The organism is Paenibacillus glycanilyticus NBRC 16618, assembly GCF_004000805.1.
Lineage (GTDB): Bacteria > Bacillota > Bacilli > Paenibacillales > Paenibacillaceae > Pristimantibacillus > Pristimantibacillus glycanilyticus.
Window position 1 is genome coordinate 57,246 of record NZ_BILY01000031.1, and the last position, 21,542, is coordinate 78,787.

Sequence of the window (21,542 nt, forward strand, 5' to 3'; positions counted from 1 at the left end):
AATGTCCGTAACCTATAGTGCGAATCGACCGGATCCCGATCCGCTGCTGGTCGATATTGCGGATTATGTTCTTCATAAAGAGCTCGCCAGCGAGGAAGCTTACAACACGGCTAGGTTATGCCTGATGGATACCCTTGGCTGCGGACTCTTAGCACTCCGTTATCCGGAATGCGCCAAGCTTCTTAGTCCGCTTGTGCCGGGAACCGTTGTGCCAAACGGCGCGCGTGTACCGGGCACTTCAACTGCGACAGACCCGGTTACGGCCGCTTTCCAGATTGGCTGCATGATCCGCTGGCTTGACTACAACGACACCTGGCTGGCCGCCGAATGGGGCCATCCCTCCGATAATCTTGGCGGGATTCTGGCTGCCGCCGATTATATCAGCCGCAAGAATAGAGCCGAGGGCAAAGCCCCGCTCGCCATGCGCGAGGTGCTGACGGCGATGATCAAAGCGCATGAAATTCAGGGAATCCTTGCGCTGGAGAACAGCTTTAACCGGGTAGGGCTCGACCATGTGCTGCTTGTCAAAATCGCCTCGACCGCCGTAGTCGCGCAGCTTCTTGGAGGCAGCAAGGACGAAATCGTCAATGCCGTCTCGCATGCCTGGCTTGACGGGCATGCTCTCCGGACGTACCGCCACGCGCCGAATACGGGCTCAAGAAAATCATGGGCTGCGGGGGACGCGACAAGCCGCGCCGTATGGCTTGCCATGATGGCGCTTCGCGGCGAGATGGGCTATCCATCCGTGCTGAGCGCCCCGGGCTGGGGATTCCAGGATGTCCTGTTTAAAGGGAAGCCTGTCGTTCAGGCGAGGCCGCTTGATTCGTACGTCATGGAGCATATCTTGTTCAAAATCTCGTTTCCGGCGGAATTCCACGGACAGACGGCCGTTGAAGCGGCCATTCGGCTGCATCCGCATGTGAAAGACCGGATTGACGAGATTGCCGCGATTGAGCTTACTACCCATGAGTCGGCGATCCGCATTATCGACAAACGGGGACCGCTTCATAATCCGGCGGACCGCGATCATTGCCTGCAATACATGGTTGCGGTCGGAATGCTGCATGGCGAACTAACGGCGGATCATTATGAAGATGCGGCGGCTTCCGACCCCCGGATCGATAAGCTGCGGGACAAAATGCGTACGATAGAGGATCCGAGGTATTCCAAAGAGTACCTGGATGCAGGCAACCGTTCGATTGCTAATGCTATACAAGTATTTTTCGCGGACGGCTCTTCAACCGGTAAAGTGGAGGTGGAGTACCCGATCGGCCACCGGAGAAGGAGAGAGGAAGGCATTCCTTTGCTGGTAAGTAAATTCGAAGAGAATTTGAGGACGCGTTTCCCGGCGAAGCAAGCCGGCCAGATCGCCGCGCTTTGCCTGGATCAGGAGGCATTGGAGCGCACAGAGGTGGATCAATTTGTCGATTTATTCGTCATTTGACGCCGCGGCCTTTCAAAAGGCCGCTTTTTTCATCTTTTCTTGACATCCTTCATTGAGTTATGAGCCCTCTAACGCTTATAATATAACGAGGAAAAAAGATTAAAAAGAAAAGGTGCATTCATGAGTATATTAAACGTTGAAAGATTAAGCCATGGATTTGGCGACCGCGCGATTTTTAACGATGTATCGTTCCGTCTGCTCAAAGGGGAGCATATCGGTCTGATCGGCGCAAACGGCGAAGGCAAATCCACGTTCATGAACATTATTACCGGCAAGCTTCAGCCGGATGACGGCAAGGTTGAATGGTCGAAGAAGGTTCGCGTCGGTTACCTCGACCAGCATGCGGTACTGAGCAAAGGAATGACCATGCGCGACGTGCTTAAGAGCGCATTCCAATATTTGTTTGACATGGAACAAGAGATGAACGACATGTACGGCCGCATGGGCGAAGTATCGCCGGAAGAGCTGGAGAAGCTTCTGGAGGATGTCGGCACGATTCAGGATACGCTGACAAGCCAGGACTTCTACCTGATCGATGCGAAGATCGATGAAACGGCGCGCGGCCTTGGCCTCACCGATATCGGCCTCGATAAAGACGTGCATGATTTGAGCGGCGGTCAACGCACGAAGGTTCTGCTCGCGAAGCTTCTTCTCGAGAAGCCGGATATCCTTCTCCTCGACGAGCCTACCAACTATTTGGACGAGCAGCATATCGAGTGGCTGAAGCGTTACCTGCAGGAGTACGAGAACGCGTTTATTCTGATCTCCCATGATATTCCATTCCTGAACAGCGTCATCAACCTGATTTACCATATGGAAAATCAGGAACTGAACCGTTACGTCGGCGACTACGATCATTTCCTGGAAGTTCACGAAATGAAAAAACAGCAGCTGGAGTCGGCGTTCAAGCGCCAGCAGCAGGAAATTGCCGAGCTGAAGGACTTCGTTGCCCGGAACAAAGCATCCGTCGCAACCCGGAACATGGCGATGTCGAGACAGAAGAAGCTGGACAAGATGGATGTTATCGAGCTGGCGAAGGAAAAGCCGAAGCCGCAGTTTAACTTTATCGATGCGCGGGCTTCAAGCAAGCTGATCTTCGAAACGAACAACCTGGTAATCGGTTATGATTCGCCATTGTCGAGACCTCTGACCCTCCGTATGGAGCGCGGCCAGAAGATCGCTCTTGTCGGAGCGAACGGTATCGGCAAAACAACGCTGCTCCGCAGCATCCTGGGCGAAATCCCTGCGCTGGAAGGCTCCGTTCAGCTTGGCGATATTCTGAGCATCGGTTATTTCCAGCAGGAAATAAAAGAAGCAAACAACAATACTTGCATCGATGAGATTTGGAACGAATTCCCGTCGCTTAACCAATTCGAGGTTCGCGCGGCGCTTGCGAAATGCGGCCTGACCACGAAGCATATCGAGAGCAAAATCGCGGTGCTTAGCGGCGGCGAGAAGGCGAAGGTACGCCTCTGCAAGCTGATCAACCGCGAGACGAACCTGCTCGTGCTTGACGAGCCTACGAACCACTTGGACGTTGACGCGAAGGAAGAGCTGGCCCGCGCGCTCAAAGCGTACAAAGGCAGCATTATCCTGATCTCCCACGAACCTGAATTTTATCAGCAGGTTGTTACGGAAACGTGGAACTGCGAGTCCTGGACAACGAAAGTATTCTAAACGTTTGGTGCATAATAGATAGAACTGATCCTGCCTGACAGCTTGTTGTCGGGCAGGATTTTTTTTGTGCGGAAGCGGCTAACGTTCAATATACCCCCTATAGGTATTTTTAATGATTGACATATATACGGGTGGGGGGTATACTGAAGCCAATCAAACTTAATAAGAAATGGATGTGTTGCGTATGGCTCCCGTGGAATCAAACGATCATGACCAGACTACCTTTGACATAACCGGAATGACTTGTGCCGCCTGTGCGAACCGCATAGAGAAAGGGTTGAACAAACTTCCCGGCGTTGCTTCGGCAACGGTTAACTTCGCGATGGAAACGGCCCGAGTCGAGTATGCGCCAAGCGAAGTCTCCGCCCAGGATATAGAGCGTAAGGTCGAGCAGTTAGGCTATGCCGCCGCAGAGCGCGTGGAAAGTGCCGCCGTAGAGAAGAATCCCGAAAGACAGGGACAAATCAGAAAGCTCGTGATTTCAGCTTTATTATCGCTCCCGCTTATTTGGAGCATGGTTGGACATTTTTCGTTTACTTCCTGGCTGTATGTGCCGGAGCTGTTTATGAATCCTTGGTTCCAGCTTGTTCTGGCAACGCCCGTGCAGTTCTACATCGGCCGTTCCTTCTACGTGAGCGCATATAAAGCGCTGCGAAACGGCGGCGCCAATATGGATGTGCTTATCGCGCTTGGCACGTCGGCCGCTTATTTTTACAGCCTTTACGCAACACTCAAATGGGAAGCGGAAGGCTCCTCGATGCATCATGCGCCGGAGCTGTATTTCGAGACCAGCGCGATTCTGATTACCCTGGTATTGCTCGGCAAACTGTTCGAAACATTGGCCAAAGGGCGGACCTCGGAAGCGATCAAGTCGCTTATGGGCCTGAGAGCGAAGACGGCTACGGTTATAAGGGACGGTCAAGAAATGTTTATTCCCGTCGAGCAAGTAGTCAAAGGAGATATCGTCATGGTCCGGCCGGGCGAGAAAATTCCGGTTGACGGTCTGGTGCTCGAAGGCGCCTCGGCGGTTGACGAAGCGATGCTGACGGGCGAGAGCCTGCCGGTGGAGAAAAGTGCTGGCGATAACGTAATTGGGGCAACCATTAACGGCAATGGCATCTTGAAAGTGCAGGCGACAAAAGTAGGAGCGGATACGGCGCTTGCCCAGATTATCCGGGTTGTGGAGGAAGCGCAAGGCTCGAAAGCGCAAATTCAACGGGTTGCAGACGTCATTTCCGGTATTTTTGTCCCCATCGTAACGGGTATAGCGGTTCTTGCTTTCCTGGTATGGCTGATCTTTATCAAGCCGGGAGATTTGACCGCGGCGCTTGAGACCGCCATTGCGATTCTCGTCATTGCCTGCCCTTGCGCGCTTGGTCTCGCAACTCCTACCTCGATTATGGCGGGTTCCGGCCGCGCGGCGGAGTTAGGCATTTTGTTCAAGGGCGGCGAGCATCTCGAACAAACTCACAAGGTGGATGCGATTATTCTCGATAAGACGGGAACGGTAACAAACGGCAAGCCGACGTTAACGGATATCCTTGTTGCGGATGACAAGGATGAAGCGGGATTTTTGCGACTGGTGGGCGGAGCAGAACAGCTCTCCGAGCATCCGCTTGCTGTGGCGATAGCTGACGGTATACGGGAGAGGGGTATATCTTTTGGTTCCGCGGAGTCGTTTGAAGCGTTGCCGGGCTTTGGAATCCGGGCTACGGTGGAAGGGAAACCGGTATTGATCGGAACCCGCAGGCTGCTCGAGGAAAACGGCATTCATGCGGAGGACGTTTATCCGGTCATGAACAGACTCGAGGAAGCGGGCAAGACGGCCATGCTGGTTGCCGTTAACGAGCAATACGCCGGAATCATCGCGGCGGCGGATACGATTAAGGAGAGCTCGGTATCCGCGGTCGGGCGGCTCAAAGAGCTTGGAATCAAGGTCATTATGGTTACCGGGGACAATGAACGCACCGCGTTAGCGATCGCCGCGCAAGCCGGAATTGATCATGTGCTGGCTGAAGTTCTTCCGGAAGGCAAAGCGGAGGAAGTGAAAAAGCTTCAGCGGCAAGGCCATATCGTTGCTATGGTTGGCGACGGCATTAACGATGCTCCTGCGCTGGCGACAGCCAATATCGGCATGGCGATCGGCACGGGGACCGATGTGGCGATGGAAGCCGCGGACGTCACGCTGATGCGCGGCGATCTCGAAAGCATTCCGGATGCGATCTACATCAGCCGGATGACGATGCGGAATATTAAACAGAATCTGTTCTGGGCGCTTGGCTACAACACGCTAGGCATTCCGATTGCGGCAATCGGCCTGCTTGCGCCTTGGGTAGCCGGCGCAGCTATGGCTTTAAGCTCGGTATCCGTCGTCCTGAATGCGCTAAGACTACAAAAGCTCCAAGTAAGACGTTAAGGAACTGGCCTTTCTGCACCGCAATCGGATTAGGAGTTGTCCAATACAAGGAAAAGCCGTTATAATAGGCATATAGAAAAATGAAGAAAGTGGTGCAGCATGGGTCGTAAGTGGAATAACATTAAAGAGAAAAAAGCTTCGAAAGACGCTAACACAAGCCGCATTTATGCGAAATTTGGTCTTGAAATTTATGTAGCGGCGAAGAAAGGCGAGCCTAACCCGGAATCCAACGGCGCTTTGAAGTTCGTACTTGAGCGCGCGAAAACGTATAACGTACCGAAGGCGATTATCGATCGCGCGATCGATAAAGCAAAAGGCGGCTCCGACGAACAATATTTCGAGCTCCGTTACGAAGGATTTGGTCCCGCAGGCTCCATGATCATCGTGGATGCCCTGACGAACAACGTGAACCGTACGGCTCCGGAAGTGCGTTCGGCTTTCAACAAAGCCGGCGGCAACATGGGCGTAAGCGGATCGGTATCTTATATGTTCGACCAGACCGCCGTTATCGGCGTGGAAGGCAAATCGCTGGACGAAGTGATGGAATTGATGCTGGAAGCGGACGTTGACGTCAACGATATCGTGGAAGAGGACGAGACGATTATGGTCTATGCCGCTCCGGATCAATTTAATGCGGTGCAAGAGGCATTCAAAAATGCCGGCATTTCGGAGTTTGCGGTGGCAGAAGTAACGATGCTTGCGCAAAACTTCGTCACGCTTCCGCAAGACGCGGTTGCTTCCTTCGAGAAGCTGATTGACGCGCTTGAAGATTTGGAAGACGTTCAGCAAGTGTATCACAACGTTGAATTTGAATAATCGAGATGGTAAACGGTCGCCTAAGGGCGGCCGTTTTTTTATATAAATTTAAGCGGAGACAGCCGTTTCACCTTGTTTTACGGGATGAATATCGAGGTATATCCAAGTATAGTAGGTAACCTCGAACCAATCTAATGAAAAACATTTCAGTTCTTTTCAGCCCGGAGGATGTCCTTTAGAATAAGGTTTGCTGGAGAACAGCCGTTTGTGTCTGCAATAAAAAATTTTCGGTAAACGAATGGAGGAGCAATACGATGAAATATCGGAAACTTGGCGGTACAGGTCTGAAGGTTAGCGAAATCAGCTTAGGCAGCTGGCTTACATATGGCGGTTACGTGGAACGCGAGAATGCGGTTAACGCGATCCGCACGGCTTACGATTTGGGAATTAACTTTTTCGATACGGCAAATGTGTACGAGCGCGGAGGCGCGGAGGAATTGGTTGGCGAAGCGCTGAAAGCGTATCCGCGCGAATCCTATGTTCTCGCGACAAAAGTATTCTGGCCGATGGGCGACGGCCCCAACGACCGCGGCTTGTCCCGCAAGCATGTGATCGAGCAGGCGAATGCAAGCTTGAAGCGTCTTGGCCATGATTACATCGATATTTACTACTGCCACCGTCATGATGCGGAAACTCCGCTCTATGAAACGCTTCGCGCGATCGATGATCTGGTTCGTTCCGGCAAAGTGCTGTATGTCGGCGTTAGCGAATGGCAGGCGTCGCAAATTGCAGAAGCGCTTGGCGTAGCGGATCGATATCTGCTGGACCGTATTGTGGTTAACCAACCGATCTATAATATGTTTGAGCGTTACATCGAGAAGGAGATCATTCCGCTTAGCGAACGCTCCGGCATCGGCCAAGTTGTCTTCTCTCCGCTGGCGCAAGGCTTGCTTACCGGCAAATACACGTCCGCAACCGATTTCCCTGCGGACAGCCGCGCGGCTAAAATCGATTGGATGGGCAAAGGCATTACGGAAGAGAAAATCAACAAGGTCCGCCAGCTGGAAGCTATTGCGTCGGAGCTCGGCATCAGCGTAGGCAATCTCGCGCTTGCCTGGATTCTCCGTCAACCGAACGTAGCCAGCGCGCTTGTTGGCGCAAGCCGTCCGGATCAAGTAACGGAAAATGCGAAAGCTTCGGGTATTGCTTTAAGCGAAGACGTATTGGAACAAATCGAGACTATTCTGAAGTAAAAGAAGGAGACATCCTAGATGGCTAAAGTTGTAGTTACCGGCGGGAGCGGGATGCTTGGACGTTGGATCGTCAAGCATTTCGTGGAACAAGGGTATGAAGTGCTTAACGTAGATACGCGCCAACCGGACGAATCGATTTGCCCGACCCTGATCGTGAATCTGGAGGATCTGGGTCAGACTTACGGAGCGCTGGCAGGCGCAGATGCTGTCATTCATATGGCGGCCATTCCGAGAGCGGGCATGGTGCCTCCCGAGGTCACCTTCCGCAACAATGTGATGTCTACTTACAATGTGCTGGAAGCAGCAGCTGGCCTTGGCATTAAAAAAGTAGTTATTGCGTCCAGCGAATCCTCTTATGGCATCTGCTTCGCGGAGCATCCGTTTGGGCCGCAATATGTACCGATGGATGAAGCTCATCCGCAGCTTCCGCAGGATAGCTACGGATTGTCCAAAATCGTTAACGAAGCGACAGCCGATATGTTCCACCGCCGTACCGGCATGCAGGTCGTATCGCTGCGCCTCGGCAACGTCATTCCGCCCGAATGGTATGAACGTTTCCCTTCGTTTATCCATAAGCCGGAGGAGCGGGAACGCATCCTGTGGAGCTATATCGATACGCGTGACATAGCGGAAGCTTGCGAGCTAGCCATCAAGGCGGAAGGGCTTGGGTCCGTAGCGATCAACCTCGCGAACGATGAGTCTAGTATGGACATTACCAGCCGCGAGCTGATGGCGGCCCGTTATCCGGAGGTCACCGATTTCCGGGCGCCGCTAGAAGGCTTTGAATCGCTGCTGAACAGCGACAAAGCTAAGACGCTGCTTGGCTGGCAGCCGAAATATTTCTGGCGCGAGCAGTTGAAGAAGTAATGGAGAACGGTCCTTATCCGCGCGATAGGGACCGTTTTTTTGCGGGAATTTCGCATTGCCATATTAGATTGGCCAAATTTTGAATGGCCAAATGTGTCATTTTTTATAGACAGCTTTCCTACGCGCGGAGTATACTTTAAACGCTTACTTAGTGGAATTTACTTAATAGACATGAGAAGGTGCGGCAGCTTGTGAGTTATCTTTTTCTTTTCTTGGCAACTTTGGCATGGAGCTTTGTAGGCGTGCTTGTAAAAACAGCTTCTACGATGGTCGACAGCTCCATCATCTCCTTCTGCCGGTTCTTCTTTGGCGTTCTTGTGCTTGGGATTTATCTGTTGATGAAGAACGGGAAGATCGAGTTCCGTTACCGGATGAAATGGCTCTGGTTCGGGGCTGCGGGCAAATCAGCCAACTATATTTTCGAGAACGTCGCGCTTATGATCGGTTACTCTTACGGCAATATTCTCGTACAGCCCGTGCAGACCGTGGTTCTGCTCTTAGCGGGCAGCTTCGTCTTCAAGGAGAAGGTGACGAGGGCCGGTTGGATCTCCGCGGCATTATGCGTGGTTGGCGTTATCGTTGTCGGGTGGAACGGCGTTCCGCTGGACAAGCTGCTCGGAAGCAGCGGATTAACGACCGTCTTGTTTACTCTTGCGGGGATTGGCGCTGCGGTGCATGTCATGAGCCAGCGGATGCTTGTGAAGACCATGGATAACGGCAATATGAATTTCTCCGTCTTCCTAATTGCAACGCTGATGGTGTCGATTCCGATTCCGTTTCAAAGCGAAGGATTTACCGGAGTATCCACGGCCGGAGCATGGCTGGCGCTGGTCTGCCTTGGCGTTATTACCGGCTTAAGCTTCTTCTGGTTCGCGGAAGCGATGAAGCGGGTGCCGTTCGCCGTAGTAGCGATTGTGGGCAACAGCTCCGTGTTGTTCTCGATTTTGTGGGCATACATTTTCTTCCGGGATCCAATTACGAGCTATATCATTATTGGCACCCTAATCTTTGTGGCAGGCTTCCTGCTTCTTAACTTCTCCGGTCCAAGAAAGAAAACCGCGAAACAAGAAGACAGCGTGGAAGCAGCGGTATAAAGCAAAGGAGCGAATACGATGGATCAAATTAGCGACCTTCCGGCCAAGCTAAGCAAGCCGGCGAAGCGCGCCTTTGCCCAAGCGGGTTATGTGAAGCTTGAGCAGTTTGCGGGGCTTACCGAAGCCGAGGTGCTTGCGCTCCATGGCGTTGGGCCAACGGCAATCGTCCTGCTCCGCCAGGCGCTTGCCGAGAAGGGGTTAGCCTTCCGCGAATAACGTTGAGAGCAAGCAGCGGGCAACCGCTGCTTTTTTAACACGGCGAAAGGGGGGACATGCCGTATGAGAAAGGTTGAAACGAACAGGCGTCTATCGAGGCCCGTGCATGTCATCCTGCTTACCTTGTTTATCCTGTATAGTCTTATAATGATCAAGCTGTTGTTTATCCGCGACAGCAGTTACAGGTGGCCAGTCTATAATTACAACCTTGTTCCGTTTCATACGATCAAATCGTTGATCTATCACCGGCATGCTTATAATACCGATGCTTGGGTGAAGAATCTGTTCGGAAATATCGTCTTGTTTATTCCTCTTGGCGTATGCCTCCCGCTGCTTAGCCGGAGTTTGTTTCATGCAGCCAGAAGTCTTGCGGCCATAATCCTTATTTTGTTCCTTGTAGAGTCCATTCAACTCGTAACCAGAGTCGGCAGCTTTGATGTTGACGATATTATTCTGAACACGCTTGGAGCGGTCATTGGACTAGCCTTTATCAAGCTATTCATGTTCGCATCCCGGTGAAGAAGTTAAACTGCATATAGGATAAAAACCGTGCCATTGGCACGGTTTTTTTGGTTTGCCTGTTATTTCTTCAGAATCCCTTCGAAAAACACCTGGAAGGAGATCAGCAGCTGGTCTCCAAAGCCTTCCTTCGAAATGCCCATAACCCAGTTAAGCATCGTTCCCAAATAGATTTGCGTCGCGATGCACGCCATCGTCGTGGCGGGAATGGTTGTCGTGAACTCGCCTGTCTGTTGGCCTTTCTCAAATACGGGAATCAGATTGTCCATAATCAGACAGAAGCCTTCCTTGCTTTCCTCCATGTTCTGGTTGTTCGCGAGCATGCCTTGAATCGACAGCAGAAGCATGCCGTGATTCTCGGCCATGGCATCGCCAAGCGTCTTGACGAGCGCCAGGAAGCGGGGGGCGTAAGGCCCTGGCTTATCCTTGAGGTTTACGATTTCATCAATGGCAACCAGCTTGTTCAGCTTGCCGCGGACATCTTCTTTGGTTTTGAAATAGTTAAAGAAAGTGCCTTTGGCAACGCCGGCAGCTTCCGTTATTTGAGCGACGGTGGTGGATTCAAAGCCTTGCTCGGCAAACAGGCACATCGCCGCTTCAAGTATCCGGTTTTTGGTCTCGAGCTTTTTCTCTTCTCGGTTCACAGCCATCATCCTCCGTTTAATGCCTACAGTATAGCATATCCACGGCTAATATGGGTTCAAACTTTTAATGACCGACGGTACAAGGTTTAAAAGAATTTACAAACTTATCTGTCCATATTTAACTGATTGACGAGCTATAATGCCAATTATAATAAGAAAAATAAAAAATGACCACTGGTCTAAAATAATGTTGACCAATGGTCATTTTATCGCTATAATCCAAAATGTAAGAAATCACGAATGGAGGATACAAATGGCGAAATCAAATATTCAAGCCGTACCTGACGCGAGTGCGTTTACGATCAGATCGATCATCGCGCCTCTCATTGCCGTCATTGTTGGTTTATTTATGGTTATTCTGGACGGAACGGCGATGAATGTCGCGTTAAGCGGATTCATGAAGGAGTTCGGCAAAGACTTGTCCGTCGTTCAATGGACGACTACGGGATATGCGCTTGCGCAAGCTGCGGTCATTCCGCTGGCAGGCTGGCTGTCCGACCGGTTTGGGGCAAAGCGGATTTTCCTCATTTCCGTGGGGATGTTTACGTTTGGTTCCTTGCTATGCGCTTTTGCAGGCAATATCGAAATGCTGATTCTTTTCCGGATTATTCAAGGTCTTGGCGGCGGCATGGTTATGCCGATTGCCTTCGCGATCATTTATAAGCTTAGCCCGCCCGAGAAGGTTGGCTCCGTCATGGGGATGCTTGGAATTCCGGTTCTGATCGCTCCCGCGTTAGGCCCCGTTGTAGCCGGCGCATTAATCGATTACGCAACCTGGCATTGGATCTTCCTTATCAATATCCCTCTTGGCATCATCGGGATTATCGCAGGCATGCGTACGTTGCCGAACATTGAGCGCCAGGAAGTAAAGTCGCTTGACGTTCCGGGCATTATTTTTGGACCGCTCGCATTTGCCGCACTATCATATGGGGTAAGCGAAGGAGGCACAAGCTGGACTTCGGTTCAGACTTTAACCGGTCTGATTGTCGGCGCTGCCTCGCTCATTATCTTCGTGTTTGTTGAGCTGCGCAGCAAGCAGCCGCTTCTGGAGCTTCGCGTATTCCGTTCCAGGGATTTCAGCAAGGGGATTATCGTCCAGTGGTTTACGCAAATTGCGCTGATGGGAACGTTCTTCCTCATTCCGATGCTTCTGATTCAAGTCCAGGGCCATACGGCCACGGAATCCGGCCTGATCATGCTGCCTCAAGCGATCGCTTCCGCCGTCTTTATGCCGATTGGCGGCAGGCTGTTTGACCGGATCGGAGCAAGACCGCTGCTGGTTACCGGCCTTAGTATCGTCGGAGTGGCTTCGTTCCTGTTATCGAACATTTCCGCGGATGACGGTTTATCGCTTATCCTGATTACTTCCGGTCTGTTTGGAGTGGGGATGGGCTTGTCCATGATGCCAATGAATACGTATCTGATTCAAGCCTCCCCGCCAAGCCTGGTTGGCCGCGTCACCTCGCTCACTTCCGCAGCGCAGCAGGTGATGACGTCTTTTGCGATCGCTGGACTAAGCACTTATCTGACTACAAAGATTAAAGATGCGACGGTACCTGGCAAGGCTCCGGAGATTGACGCCTTATATCATTCCTACGGTGAAACTTTCCTTGTTGTGGTCGGCATTGCCATTGCAGGCGTTTTGTTGGGCTTATTCCTTCGCAAACCGGTCAGAGCAGAAGGCGATGAAGGTTCTGTTGTTGAAGCTCCTATGATGATGGGTCACTAATCCGAACGAAAATACCATTTATTTCTGAATTGTTCAGGAATGGATGGTTTTTTTCGTTTACAGACTGTACAACTGTATGTTATCTTCAATATATATTGATTGCTTTACTGCTATAAAGCGTCTACGCGACATCAGACTACGGAGGGTGCACATGACAGTATTAGAAGGACTGCGATCGGCCATTGATAAGACGGACCAACAGATTGTTGCCTTATTGGCACAAAGATTCATCTTTACTGAGGCAGTAGGGGAATACAAAGCAGCGAATCAGCTTCATTCGCAAGATCCCAAGCGGGAAGAACAGCAGTTTAAGAAAATTGTCGAGCTCTCCGAGCAGTACGGCTTGAGGCCAGAATACGCCGTAGACATTTACCGGAAAATTATGGACATCGCGATATCAAGACATCAGGAGCTGCTTACGGAAAATTTCACGGATCAAGCGGTTTAAGGCACGGCGGTTGTAACTTCGGTTACGCCGCGGTGCTTTTTTTGTACATATTTCCATCCCTGTTGGAGCAAAATGACAATAACTACAAGGTTAGGGAGGGTGCCGCCTCGTGATCATCCTCGGACTGTTCGTCATTACGGTAATGGGCCTGCTCGTCATGTGTTTTCTGGATATGCTCGTTTTTAAACAATCTTTCCTGCATGTATTTGTGCATCTTCTTCCGATCTATCCGGATACTTCGACCATCTATATTATCGCGGCTGCGTTTCTGATGGGAGCATGGGTAGACTTTAACATGACCGAACGTTTGAAGAAGCCTGGCAAGCAGCCGAATAAGCAGGGAAGAGGGAATAACGGTGACGCCAAGCAAAATTAACTTTGTTGATATGTTCGCGATGCAGCTGGTGTTTTTGCTCAGTACATCGATTATCTTCGGAACGCCTAGCGTGGTTCCGGACTCCTGGTTAGTCGGAATCATTGCGTTTTTCCCGGCTTGCTTGTTTATTGTCGTGTATGGTGCCATGTTGTCTTCGCAGAAGGATATGGGGCTGTACCAGCTGCTTGAAAAAGCTTGGGGAAAAATCATAGGCAAAGCTTTTGTCCTTGTCTATGCAACCTACTTTCTGTACATTGCCTCCCGGAATATCAGGGATATGGTTGAGCTCGTTATGAGCACGCTCCTTCGCATGACTCCCGTACCGGTCATCACAACGTTGTTCGTCCTAATCGTTGCCTATGCCACGCTGGGCGGGATTCAGGCCATAGCCCGGTTCGCATCGCTTGTATTATGCATTGTAATAATGATGCTGCTTACTATCGGGATTCTTCTGATGTTCAGCAGCTCGCTTATTCTGGAACAGATGCTCCCGTTCTTATCGAAAGGAATCGGTCCGGTGGTGTTGTCTGCCTTCCAGCATTCGATCTGGTTCCCTTATGGAGAGATCGTTGTATTCCTGGTGTTTCATAAGGAGATTGGCGGCGCGAAAGGGTTTCGCCGGCTTACCTTATACGCATTCCTGAGCGCATGCCTTATTTTATCGGTGTCCGATCTCATTCAAATCTGGACGCTTGGCATCGAAGAGAAGAAATATTCCTCATTCGCTTTGCTTGATGCGGCGCGTCTCATCAATATCGCCAATATCATCACGCGGATGGATGCCATCATCGCGCTTATCATTATGTTCGGAACGCTGCTTAAATGCGCGGTCTTTTTATTCGCTTGCACGGAAGGTCTTATGCATATTTTCAAGGGTAAGACGGGGAAATATAATTTTCCGCTTGCACTTCTGGCAGGTGCATTTTCAATCCTTGTCACGCGCAACAGCGCCGAGCATTTGACGGAAGGCTTGACGTATGTCATCTATACGCTTCATATTCCGCTTCAATTAATCGTGCCGCTATTAACGCTGCTGCTGCTCCGAATCCGTTACCGAAAAGGAGAGGCCACATGAATACGGACAATATGAGCTTTGCCGGAGAGGAGTTCTACCGTTTAGAGAGCGTAAAAAAACAGTTTTCTTCCGTGTTCGGCAATACGGCGGATCTGGCGGTAGTCTCCGTGGATGTCGGGCATTACAAAGGGCTTCTATGCTATTTGACCACCATGACCAATACGGATTTCATCATAGAGCATGTTCTGAAGGAGCTGACTCTGTCCGAGCATAAAGAGCCAGTCAGCATGGACGAGACCTTTCATCTGCTGGAGACCGTCCATTATGCCGCGTTGAAGCATGAGACGCTTGTGGACCTGGATAAGGTAATGGACAAGATTGTTCTTGGCAACGCCGCCATCTTTATAGACGGGTTCCCGAAGGTGCTTGTACTGGAGGTTCGAACGCTTAATTCCCGTTCCATCGACGAGCCGACCACGCAAAATGTCGTTCGCGGCCCGAAGGAAGGATTCACGGAATCGGCAGATACGAATATGAGCCTGATCCGCAGAAGGTTCAACAACGTAAAGCTCCGTTTCGAGAAGTTCGAACTTGGCTATATGACGCATACGGCTGTCTATATGACTTACCTGGACGGCGAGGTAGAAGATCATATTCTGAAGCAGGTCCGGGAGAAGCTGAACGGCTCGCAGATCGACAGCTTGTTCGATTCCGCCCGGATTGAAGAGATGCTTCATTCGAAGGGAAAAGGAATTCAGCTGTTTCCGACTGTCTATAGCGGCGAACGACCGGACGCGATTTGCAGCTGTTTGATAGACAAACGAATCGCTATCATTGTTGACGGCAGCCCCTTTGTGCTTGTTGTTCCGGCACTATTCACCGACTTCTTCAAATCGCCGGAGGATGAGTACCAATGGGTCGTTATTGGAACCTTTTCCCGCGTGCTCCGATACTTTGCCTTTATATTGTCTCTGATTGTCCCGGCTCTCTACATTGCGGTGACGAGCTATCATCAGGAGCTTGTTCCGACCATTCTGCTGACCAGCATCGCAGCCCAGCGGGAGGGCATTCCTTTTCCGGCAAGCATCGAGATTCTGCTCATGGAAATTACGTTTGAGATTTTGCGCGAAGCGGGTACCCGGATGCCACGGCTGGTTGGACCAACCATCTCCATTGTTGGTGCGCTCGTGCTTGGCGAAGCTGCGGTACAGGCCGGAGTCGTGTCCAACATTAACGTCATCGTTGTCTCCTTGACCGCGATCTCCGGGTTTGTCGCGCCAATCTATACGTTTGGTTCCAAAGTGCGCTTTTTCCGGTTCGGGATGATTATTCTGGCCTCCATAATAGGGCTCTATGGACTCGTGCTAGGTTGTGCCTTTCTGATGGTACAGATTACGCGTATTGAATCGTTTGGCGTACCGTACTTGTCTTTATTCTCCCGCTGGGATAAGAGGAGGGTCACATGAGCGTCGTACGATTCGCAGGGATAATCCTGCTCTGCTTCGCGCTATTGGCAGCTTGTACAGGATGCTGGGATCAGACCGAGCTGAACCAGTCTTCGCTTGTAACGGGGATGGCGCTTGAACCGGGCAATCATTCGAAATACAAGGTGACCTTTGAAGTCGTTAACGCTCTGGAGACGGACCCAACCAAAGGGGGAAAAGGCGGCACGCCAACCGCGATCTATTCCAAAGAAGGTAATTCGATAGCCGAAGCAACGCAAAGGATCAACGAAAGCTTGGAGCGTATGATCCTTATCTCTCATATCCGGGTTATCATTATCGATGAACGGCTTGCAAGGGAAGGGATCGATCAGTTTATGGACGTGCTTCAACGGAACCGGTATGTCCGTGAAGACGTTCTTGTGCTGGTAGGAAAGGGCTCCCCCGCATCGGATTTCCTAAGAACGGTCTACGCAAGGGGGCAATATGCCGGGTATAAGATTCAAATGCAGGTGGAGACTTACCGGAAGGTCTACGGAGGTATTCCCCGCAGTCACTTGTACGATGTTGCGCAAGTGCTGTTAACCGAAGGGCGTGTGCTGATGCTGGGGGCTATTAGCATATCAGGCAATGTAGAGAAGAGCGAGTCCATTGATTCGATCAAAACGATCTATCCGGCTGCCGTCGTCAAAATGGCCGGTGCTGCCGTCTTCCGCGGAGATAAGCTTATCGGGTACCTGTCCAACGAGCATACGCGTATGGTCATGCTGGCAAGCGACTACGTTTATAACACTTTATTCGCCTTGCCGGGATCGGTTAACGGTTCCAAAAGCCCTGGCGCAGTAGCCGTTCAATTCTATCATATGCACTCCCATATGCATGTCCGGATGGATGGTAAAACGCCAAAAATCCGGCTAAATGTCGAAGGGGATGGCAAGATTACGAGTCTTGACCAGAATATTAAGCTGACGACGATTAAGGGCTATGACAAGATTGAAGAAATGACCCGGGAATACGTTAACAAAGAACTGCAAAAGACGATCAGCTATGTGCAGCAAAATTTCGGCGTAGACGTGTTTGGCTTCGGCCAGCACTATTACCGCTATCACTTCCGCAAGTTCAAACCTATCGCTAGGGAATGGGACTCGCTGTTCAGCAAAGCCGAAGTGGAAATCGACAGTAATTTCACTTTGCGCCGCCCGGATCTGAAGACGCAAAAGCTTGAAAAAGACGGGATTGGACCATAAACATGGAAGAAGACCAGCATCCGGCTGGTCTTCTTCCGTTTATGCATTGATTACAACCATCATAATGGCTGATGCCCAGATGAGCAGAGCGGAGATTTTGTTCATCGCCTTCATCAGTCTGCCGCCGGAATCAAGCTTGCCCATTATCCTTCCGGCTGCGGCGAGAGAGAAAAACCACAGCCACGAGACGAAGATACAGGCTATGGCGAACATCCATTTTGCCGGGCCGCCGTAATGCAAGGAGCTGGTACCGATTACTCCTATCGTATCCATGATGGCATGGGGATTAAAGAGCGATACCGAGGCGGTGAGCATAACCTGCTTGCGCGGGGAATAACGGCTAGCTTCGCCGGTGGAGGAGGCTACGCCGTTTGAGCGCCAGGTTATCCAGCCGATATAGGCAAGAAACAGTACGCCGGCGATAATAAGAATGGTTTTGAGTACGGGTATGTTTATAATAAGTACAGAGACGCCAAGAATCGCCAGCAGAATCAGAATCGTATCGCATAAGGCCGCAGCGATTACGACCGGAAGAGCCATGCGGAATTTGGGTTGCAGCGCGCCTTGCGAGAAAATAAACACATTTTGCGCGCCAAGGGGCAGAATGAGCCCGATGGCCAGCAGTAAACCATGCAGGAATGGCAAAGGAAACACAGCCTTTCTTTGTATGAAAATATGGACTTATTGTAAGGGCTGCAGCAAACATTGTCGCCATCCAAACGGTTGGCTTCCTTACCAACCAATATCAGATCAGGGAATGGGGATACCGATGAAGTTTGAAACGAACTGGAGGCCGGTCCGGAATAACGGAATGCCTCTTTACCGGCAAATCGCCGATTATGTCCGTGCAAAAATAGAAAGCGGCGAATGGCCGCCGGGCAGCCGTATCCCGACGGAAAGAGCTATCGCGCAAGTATTCGGCGTGAATCGGAGCACTATCGTACAAGCCTTCGCAGAGCTTACGGCAGACGGGCTGATTGAAGGGAAGAGCGGGAGCGGGACAATTGTTTCCGCAGCCGCAGCCTGGGATAACGAGGTTCCCAAGCTGCCGGACTGGGAAGCTTATGTAAAGACCGGTGTACATCGGCCGAACCAACGAACCATTCAGGATATTAATCATGCGGAGTTTATACCGGATATCATAAGGCTTGGGACGGGGGAGCCTTCTCCGGATTTATATCCGAAGGCGATGAACCGGATCCTCCGGCAGCTGCCGCCCCAAACGGATATTTTCGGCTATCCGGAGCCCCGCGGCTTGTATCCGCTTCGGGAGGAGATCAGCAAGCATATGGCGGGTTACGGAGTGAACGTTTCTCCCGATTCGGTACTCATTGTATCCGGAGCCCTGCAAGCGTTGCAGCTTATTGCCCTCGGTCTGCTGAAGAACGGATCTTCCGTATTAACCGAATCTCCGTCTTATCTGCAATCCCTTCAAGTCTTTCAGTCTGCCGGCATGAGTATGACCGGCTTGCCTTTAAACGAGGGGGGGATGGACGCGCGGGTACTCGAGCAGTATGCGGGAAGCGGAAAAGGGACGTTACTGTATACCATTCCCAGCTTCCATAACCCTACGGGTACTGTAATGTCTTTGAACAGAAGGCAGGACGTTTACCAATTATGCGTAAAGTACAAGCTGCCGATCATGGAGGATGATGCGTACCGCGATCTCTGGCTGGACGAACCATCCCCTCCTCCGCTTAAATCGCTGGACCAGAACGGGCTGGTCCTGTATATCGGGAGCATGTCCAAGACGTTAAGTCCCGGATTGCGGATTGGCTGGGTTATTGGACCGGAGCAGGTGATCCATCGGCTTGCCGATGTGAAGATGCAATCCGATTACGGGGCCAGCACGTTATCTCAATGGACGGTCGCGCAATTTCTTCGGCAAGGGCTGTACGGGGAGCATCTCGACCATGTGAGGAAGGAGCTGAGAGCCCGCCGCACCTATATGCTGCAGCTGCTGGACTATTATTTGAAAGGAGTGGCGGAATGGGTGGAGCCAGCAGGCGGGTTCTATATCTGGCTAAGGTTCAAACGCGACCTGTCCATCCACGCTTTATTCGACGCCACACTTAGAGACGGAGTACTGCTTAATCCCGGATACCTCTACGACAAAACGGATCAAAACCATCTTCGCTTGTCCTACTCTTACGCCTCTTTTGAGCAAATGAAAATAGGAATCGAGAGGCTTGCCCACAGCATACCCTGAAGTGACGGGATGCTGTTTTTTTGTTCAAAATTTCCATAAAAAAAGTGCAAACTTTTTAGCGGCTTGCTGCGTCTTGAATACATAACAAAATTATTTAATATGTAAGGGACGGAAACAGCAATGGAAGACAACATGAACAGCAAGAAACGTTACATGCCGGGATTGGACGGATTAAGGGCTTTATCGGTGCTCGCCGTCATCGCGTACCATTTGAACATGAAATGGGCGCAGGGAGGATTAATTGGAGTTGCCATCTTTTTTGTCATCTCCGGCTACCTCATTACCGATCAAATCCTTATTCAGAAGCAGCGCTACGGAAGGCTGGATTTGAAGGACTTCTGGATAAGAAGAGCACGCAGGCTTCTTCCTGCGATGTTCTGTATGCTGCTGTTCGTTGCCATATGGCTGTTGTTACTCGATCCCGACCGGTTAAACCACTTGCAGGGCGACTACTTATCATCGCTGTTCTACGTCAATAACTGGTGGCTGATTTTCCATCAGGTCTCGTATTTCGAAAGCTTTGGCCCGCCGTCCCCAATCGGTCATCTATGGTCTCTGTCGATTGAAGAGCAGTTCTATCTGATTTGGCCGCTGCTATTGCTTCTGACCCACCGCCGCGGAAAACTGTTCGTAATGATTCTTGCAGCAGCCGTCGCATCGGCACTCGCAATGGCGTTCCTGTACGTTCCCGGATCTGATCCAAGCCGCGTCTATTATGGAACGGATACCCGCATGTTTGGTCTTTTGATTGGAGCGGCACTGGCTGTCGTATGGCCGAGTCATAAGCTGAATGCAACGGTGTCCAAAGCCTCCCGGTTTTCGATGGATATCATCGGAGGCATAAGCTTGATCGCCCTTATTGTCTTGATGTACCAGATGAACGAATACGATGCTTCCTTATACCGCGGCGGTTTCCTGGGCCTGTCGGTTCTCACTGCAATTGTAATCGCTGTACTGGCGCATCCTGCCAGCTTGCTGGCCAAAGCCTTGGGGCTTCGCCCGTTAAAATGGATTGGCGTTCGTTCTTATAGCTTATATATTTGGCATTATCCCGTTATTATTTTAACGAACCCTTCCAATCAAGCCGTTACCCCTAGTCCGTTATTGATTGCATGCCAGATTGCGGCAAGCTTTGCGCTCGCTGCCTTATCTTACAAATACGTGGAGGAACCGCTTCGGCGCGGCTCGCTTCGGGCAAAATTCCGGACGGTATTCTCCGTCAGATGGCTTGGCGTACAGCCTCTAGCTTTTCTAATAATTATTCCTTTATTACTTACGCCAAGCTTCGGGAACTCGCTTCTGAAGGCGAAACAGGCTCCGGTTACGGTTGTCTCGGATAATATCCAGCGTGATGACTTGCAGCCGACAACACCGCCATCTACGCCAACGCCGTCTCCAACAAAAGAGCCGGAAGACGATGCTGCCGCTTCAACTCCCGACAAGCATGCGAATAAACCGGATGAAAATACCGCATCTAGCAAACCGGCGAAAAATGAGGAGCCGGATCCTACAAAGGAGCCTGTTCAGACGACTAAGCCGGAGCATACGCCGGAGCCGTCCAAAGAACCGGAAACGGATGCCGGGAAGCCTTCCGGAGAGACAAAAGACAGCTCTGCCACCGAGCCTCCGCAAAAGGGATCGGACGACCCGAATAAGCCGCCCGTTGAAACGGCAAAACCTCCCGTACATCAAGCGGGAAGCGGCAAAGGCATTACCGTTATCGGCGACTCCGTTATTTTGGATGCCGCACCGTTCCTCGAGAAATTAATGCCCGGCATCGTAGTGGACGGAAAAGTCGGCCGTCAGATGAGGCAGGCACAGGACGTGATCGACCAGATGAAGGCTAATGATACGCTGGGCAGCACGGTCGTTCTGGAGCTGGGAACCAACGGAGCGTTTACCAACAAGCAGCTGAAGGCGTTAATCGAGTCGCTTGATAAGGTTGAACGTATTTATCTCGTCAATACGCGCGTTCCGCGGAATTGGCAGGATACAGTAAATCAGATGCTTCCAGAAGTTGCTAAGGCGTACAGCAATGTAACCATAGTAGACTGGTATTCTGCAAGCGAAGGGAAGGAAGATTATTTCGCGAAGGATGGCGTTCATTTGAAGCGCGACGGCGCAGAGTTTTATGCGTCCGTGCTTATCGATGCGATCTCCAAGTGACCATAAATAGAGAAGGGTATGCCG

At 51.2% G+C, this 21,542-nt stretch carries 19 protein-coding genes; 17 read left to right on the plus strand and 2 right to left on the minus strand.

Going from position 1 to position 21,542, the window contains the following annotated elements:
• Position 1 precedes the first annotated feature (1 nt).
• The 9 genes from PGL01S_RS21910 (at position 2) to PGL01S_RS21950 (ending at position 10,242) form a co-directional block, all read left to right on the plus strand.
• Positions 2-1,444 (plus strand): bifunctional 2-methylcitrate dehydratase/aconitate hydratase, encoded by a 1,443-nt coding sequence (locus PGL01S_RS21910; protein ID WP_127496703.1) that lies wholly within the window; start codon positions 2-4, stop codon positions 1,442-1,444.
• A gap of 120 nt (positions 1,445-1,564) precedes the next feature.
• Entirely contained in the window at positions 1,565-3,121 is a 1,557-nt protein-coding gene (locus PGL01S_RS21915; RefSeq protein ID WP_127496704.1) for an ABC-F family ATP-binding cassette domain-containing protein, read from the plus strand.
• A gap of 184 nt (positions 3,122-3,305) precedes the next feature.
• The gene (locus PGL01S_RS21920) at positions 3,306-5,537 is read left to right on the plus strand and encodes a heavy metal translocating P-type ATPase (RefSeq protein WP_164775556.1); all 2,232 of its coding nucleotides are present in this window, start codon (positions 3,306-3,308) and stop codon (positions 5,535-5,537) included.
• Positions 5,538-5,636: 99 nt separating this feature from the next.
• The gene (locus PGL01S_RS21925) at positions 5,637-6,353 is read left to right on the plus strand and encodes a YebC/PmpR family DNA-binding transcriptional regulator (protein WP_127496706.1); all 717 of its coding nucleotides are present in this window, start codon (positions 5,637-5,639) and stop codon (positions 6,351-6,353) included.
• Between the two features lie 254 nt (positions 6,354-6,607).
• Positions 6,608-7,546 (plus strand): aldo/keto reductase family protein, encoded by a 939-nt coding sequence (locus tag PGL01S_RS21930; protein WP_127496707.1) that lies wholly within the window; start codon positions 6,608-6,610, stop codon positions 7,544-7,546.
• Positions 7,547-7,564: 18 nt separating this feature from the next.
• Positions 7,565-8,413, plus strand: a complete 849-nt coding sequence (locus PGL01S_RS21935) for an NAD-dependent epimerase/dehydratase family protein (RefSeq protein ID WP_127496708.1) — start codon at positions 7,565-7,567, stop codon at positions 8,411-8,413.
• A 191-nt stretch (positions 8,414-8,604) separates the two neighbouring features.
• A complete protein-coding gene (locus PGL01S_RS21940; RefSeq protein WP_127496709.1) occupies positions 8,605-9,507 on the plus strand; it encodes a DMT family transporter in 903 nt (300 codons plus the stop codon).
• An 18-nt stretch (positions 9,508-9,525) separates the two neighbouring features.
• A complete protein-coding gene (locus PGL01S_RS21945) occupies positions 9,526-9,723 on the plus strand; it encodes a helix-hairpin-helix domain-containing protein (protein ID WP_127496710.1) in 198 nt (65 codons plus the stop codon).
• A gap of 63 nt (positions 9,724-9,786) precedes the next feature.
• Positions 9,787-10,242, plus strand: a complete 456-nt coding sequence (locus PGL01S_RS21950) for a VanZ family protein (RefSeq protein ID WP_127496711.1) — start codon at positions 9,787-9,789, stop codon at positions 10,240-10,242.
• Positions 10,243-10,304: 62 nt separating this feature from the next.
• Here PGL01S_RS21950 and PGL01S_RS21955 read toward each other — a convergent pair whose 3' ends face one another.
• Entirely contained in the window at positions 10,305-10,886 is a 582-nt protein-coding gene (locus PGL01S_RS21955) for a TetR/AcrR family transcriptional regulator (RefSeq protein ID WP_164775557.1), read from the minus strand.
• 253 nt (positions 10,887-11,139) lie between these two features.
• On the opposite strand from PGL01S_RS21955, the gene PGL01S_RS21960 reads away from it, so the two are divergent.
• The 6 genes from PGL01S_RS21960 to PGL01S_RS21985 all read left to right on the plus strand — a co-directional run bounded on the left by PGL01S_RS21960 (position 11,140) and on the right by PGL01S_RS21985 (position 17,143).
• Positions 11,140-12,615 carry an MDR family MFS transporter gene (locus PGL01S_RS21960; RefSeq protein ID WP_127496713.1) on the plus strand — a complete coding sequence of 492 codons (1,476 nt, stop codon included), beginning with the start codon at positions 11,140-11,142 and terminating at the stop codon, positions 12,613-12,615.
• 151 nt (positions 12,616-12,766) lie between these two features.
• The gene (locus PGL01S_RS21965; RefSeq protein ID WP_127496714.1) at positions 12,767-13,063 is read left to right on the plus strand and encodes a chorismate mutase; all 297 of its coding nucleotides are present in this window, start codon (positions 12,767-12,769) and stop codon (positions 13,061-13,063) included.
• Positions 13,064-13,172: 109 nt separating this feature from the next.
• A complete protein-coding gene (locus tag PGL01S_RS21970; protein ID WP_127496715.1) occupies positions 13,173-13,439 on the plus strand; it encodes a hypothetical protein in 267 nt (88 codons plus the stop codon).
• Positions 13,420-14,514 (plus strand): GerAB/ArcD/ProY family transporter, encoded by a 1,095-nt coding sequence (locus PGL01S_RS21975; protein WP_127496716.1) that lies wholly within the window; start codon positions 13,420-13,422, stop codon positions 14,512-14,514. Before PGL01S_RS21970 ends, PGL01S_RS21975 begins: the two co-directional genes overlap by 20 nt.
• Positions 14,511-15,920, plus strand: a complete 1,410-nt coding sequence (locus PGL01S_RS21980) for a spore germination protein (RefSeq protein ID WP_127496717.1) — start codon at positions 14,511-14,513, stop codon at positions 15,918-15,920. The genes PGL01S_RS21975 and PGL01S_RS21980 overlap by 4 nt, the downstream gene beginning before the upstream one ends.
• Positions 15,917-17,143, plus strand: coding sequence for a Ger(x)C family spore germination protein (locus PGL01S_RS21985; RefSeq protein WP_127496718.1), 1,227 nt, complete (start codon positions 15,917-15,919; stop codon positions 17,141-17,143). The genes PGL01S_RS21980 and PGL01S_RS21985 overlap by 4 nt, the downstream gene beginning before the upstream one ends.
• Positions 17,144-17,182: 39 nt before the next feature.
• On the opposite strand, the gene PGL01S_RS21990 is transcribed toward PGL01S_RS21985, so the two are convergent.
• Positions 17,183-17,788 carry a LysE/ArgO family amino acid transporter gene (locus PGL01S_RS21990; RefSeq protein WP_127496719.1) on the minus strand — a complete coding sequence of 202 codons (606 nt, stop codon included), beginning with the start codon at positions 17,786-17,788 and terminating at the stop codon, positions 17,183-17,185.
• A 124-nt stretch (positions 17,789-17,912) separates the two neighbouring features.
• Between PGL01S_RS21990 and PGL01S_RS21995 the strand changes: the two genes are divergently transcribed.
• Entirely contained in the window at positions 17,913-19,352 is a 1,440-nt protein-coding gene (locus PGL01S_RS21995) for an aminotransferase-like domain-containing protein (protein ID WP_127496720.1), read from the plus strand.
• 120 nt (positions 19,353-19,472) lie between these two features.
• Positions 19,473-21,518 (plus strand): acyltransferase family protein, encoded by a 2,046-nt coding sequence (locus PGL01S_RS22000; RefSeq protein WP_127496721.1) that lies wholly within the window; start codon positions 19,473-19,475, stop codon positions 21,516-21,518.
• Positions 21,519-21,542: the final 24 nt, after the last annotated feature.

Excerpts from the sequence above, each read along its gene's own strand:
- PGL01S_RS21910 (WP_127496703.1), top strand. The coding sequence starts at position 2 with ATGTCCGTAACCTATAGTGCGAATCGACCGGATCCCGATCCGCTGCTG.
- PGL01S_RS21915 (WP_127496704.1), top strand. The coding sequence starts at position 1,565 with ATGAGTATATTAAACGTTGAAAGATTAAGCCATGGATTTGGCGACCGC.
- PGL01S_RS21920 (WP_164775556.1), top strand. The coding sequence starts at position 3,306 with ATGGCTCCCGTGGAATCAAACGATCATGACCAGACTACCTTTGACATA.
- PGL01S_RS21925 (WP_127496706.1), top strand. The coding sequence starts at position 5,637 with ATGGGTCGTAAGTGGAATAACATTAAAGAGAAAAAAGCTTCGAAAGAC.
- PGL01S_RS21930 (WP_127496707.1), top strand. The coding sequence starts at position 6,608 with ATGAAATATCGGAAACTTGGCGGTACAGGTCTGAAGGTTAGCGAAATC.
- PGL01S_RS21935 (WP_127496708.1), top strand. The coding sequence starts at position 7,565 with ATGGCTAAAGTTGTAGTTACCGGCGGGAGCGGGATGCTTGGACGTTGG.
- PGL01S_RS21945 (WP_127496710.1), top strand. The coding sequence starts at position 9,526 with ATGGATCAAATTAGCGACCTTCCGGCCAAGCTAAGCAAGCCGGCGAAG.
- PGL01S_RS21950 (WP_127496711.1), top strand. The coding sequence starts at position 9,787 with ATGAGAAAGGTTGAAACGAACAGGCGTCTATCGAGGCCCGTGCATGTC.
- PGL01S_RS21960 (WP_127496713.1), top strand. The coding sequence starts at position 11,140 with ATGGCGAAATCAAATATTCAAGCCGTACCTGACGCGAGTGCGTTTACG.
- PGL01S_RS21965 (WP_127496714.1), top strand. The coding sequence starts at position 12,767 with ATGACAGTATTAGAAGGACTGCGATCGGCCATTGATAAGACGGACCAA.
- PGL01S_RS21980 (WP_127496717.1), top strand. The coding sequence starts at position 14,511 with ATGAATACGGACAATATGAGCTTTGCCGGAGAGGAGTTCTACCGTTTA.
- PGL01S_RS21985 (WP_127496718.1), top strand. The coding sequence starts at position 15,917 with ATGAGCGTCGTACGATTCGCAGGGATAATCCTGCTCTGCTTCGCGCTA.
- PGL01S_RS21995 (WP_127496720.1), top strand. The coding sequence starts at position 17,913 with ATGAAGTTTGAAACGAACTGGAGGCCGGTCCGGAATAACGGAATGCCT.
- PGL01S_RS22000 (WP_127496721.1), top strand. The coding sequence starts at position 19,473 with ATGGAAGACAACATGAACAGCAAGAAACGTTACATGCCGGGATTGGAC.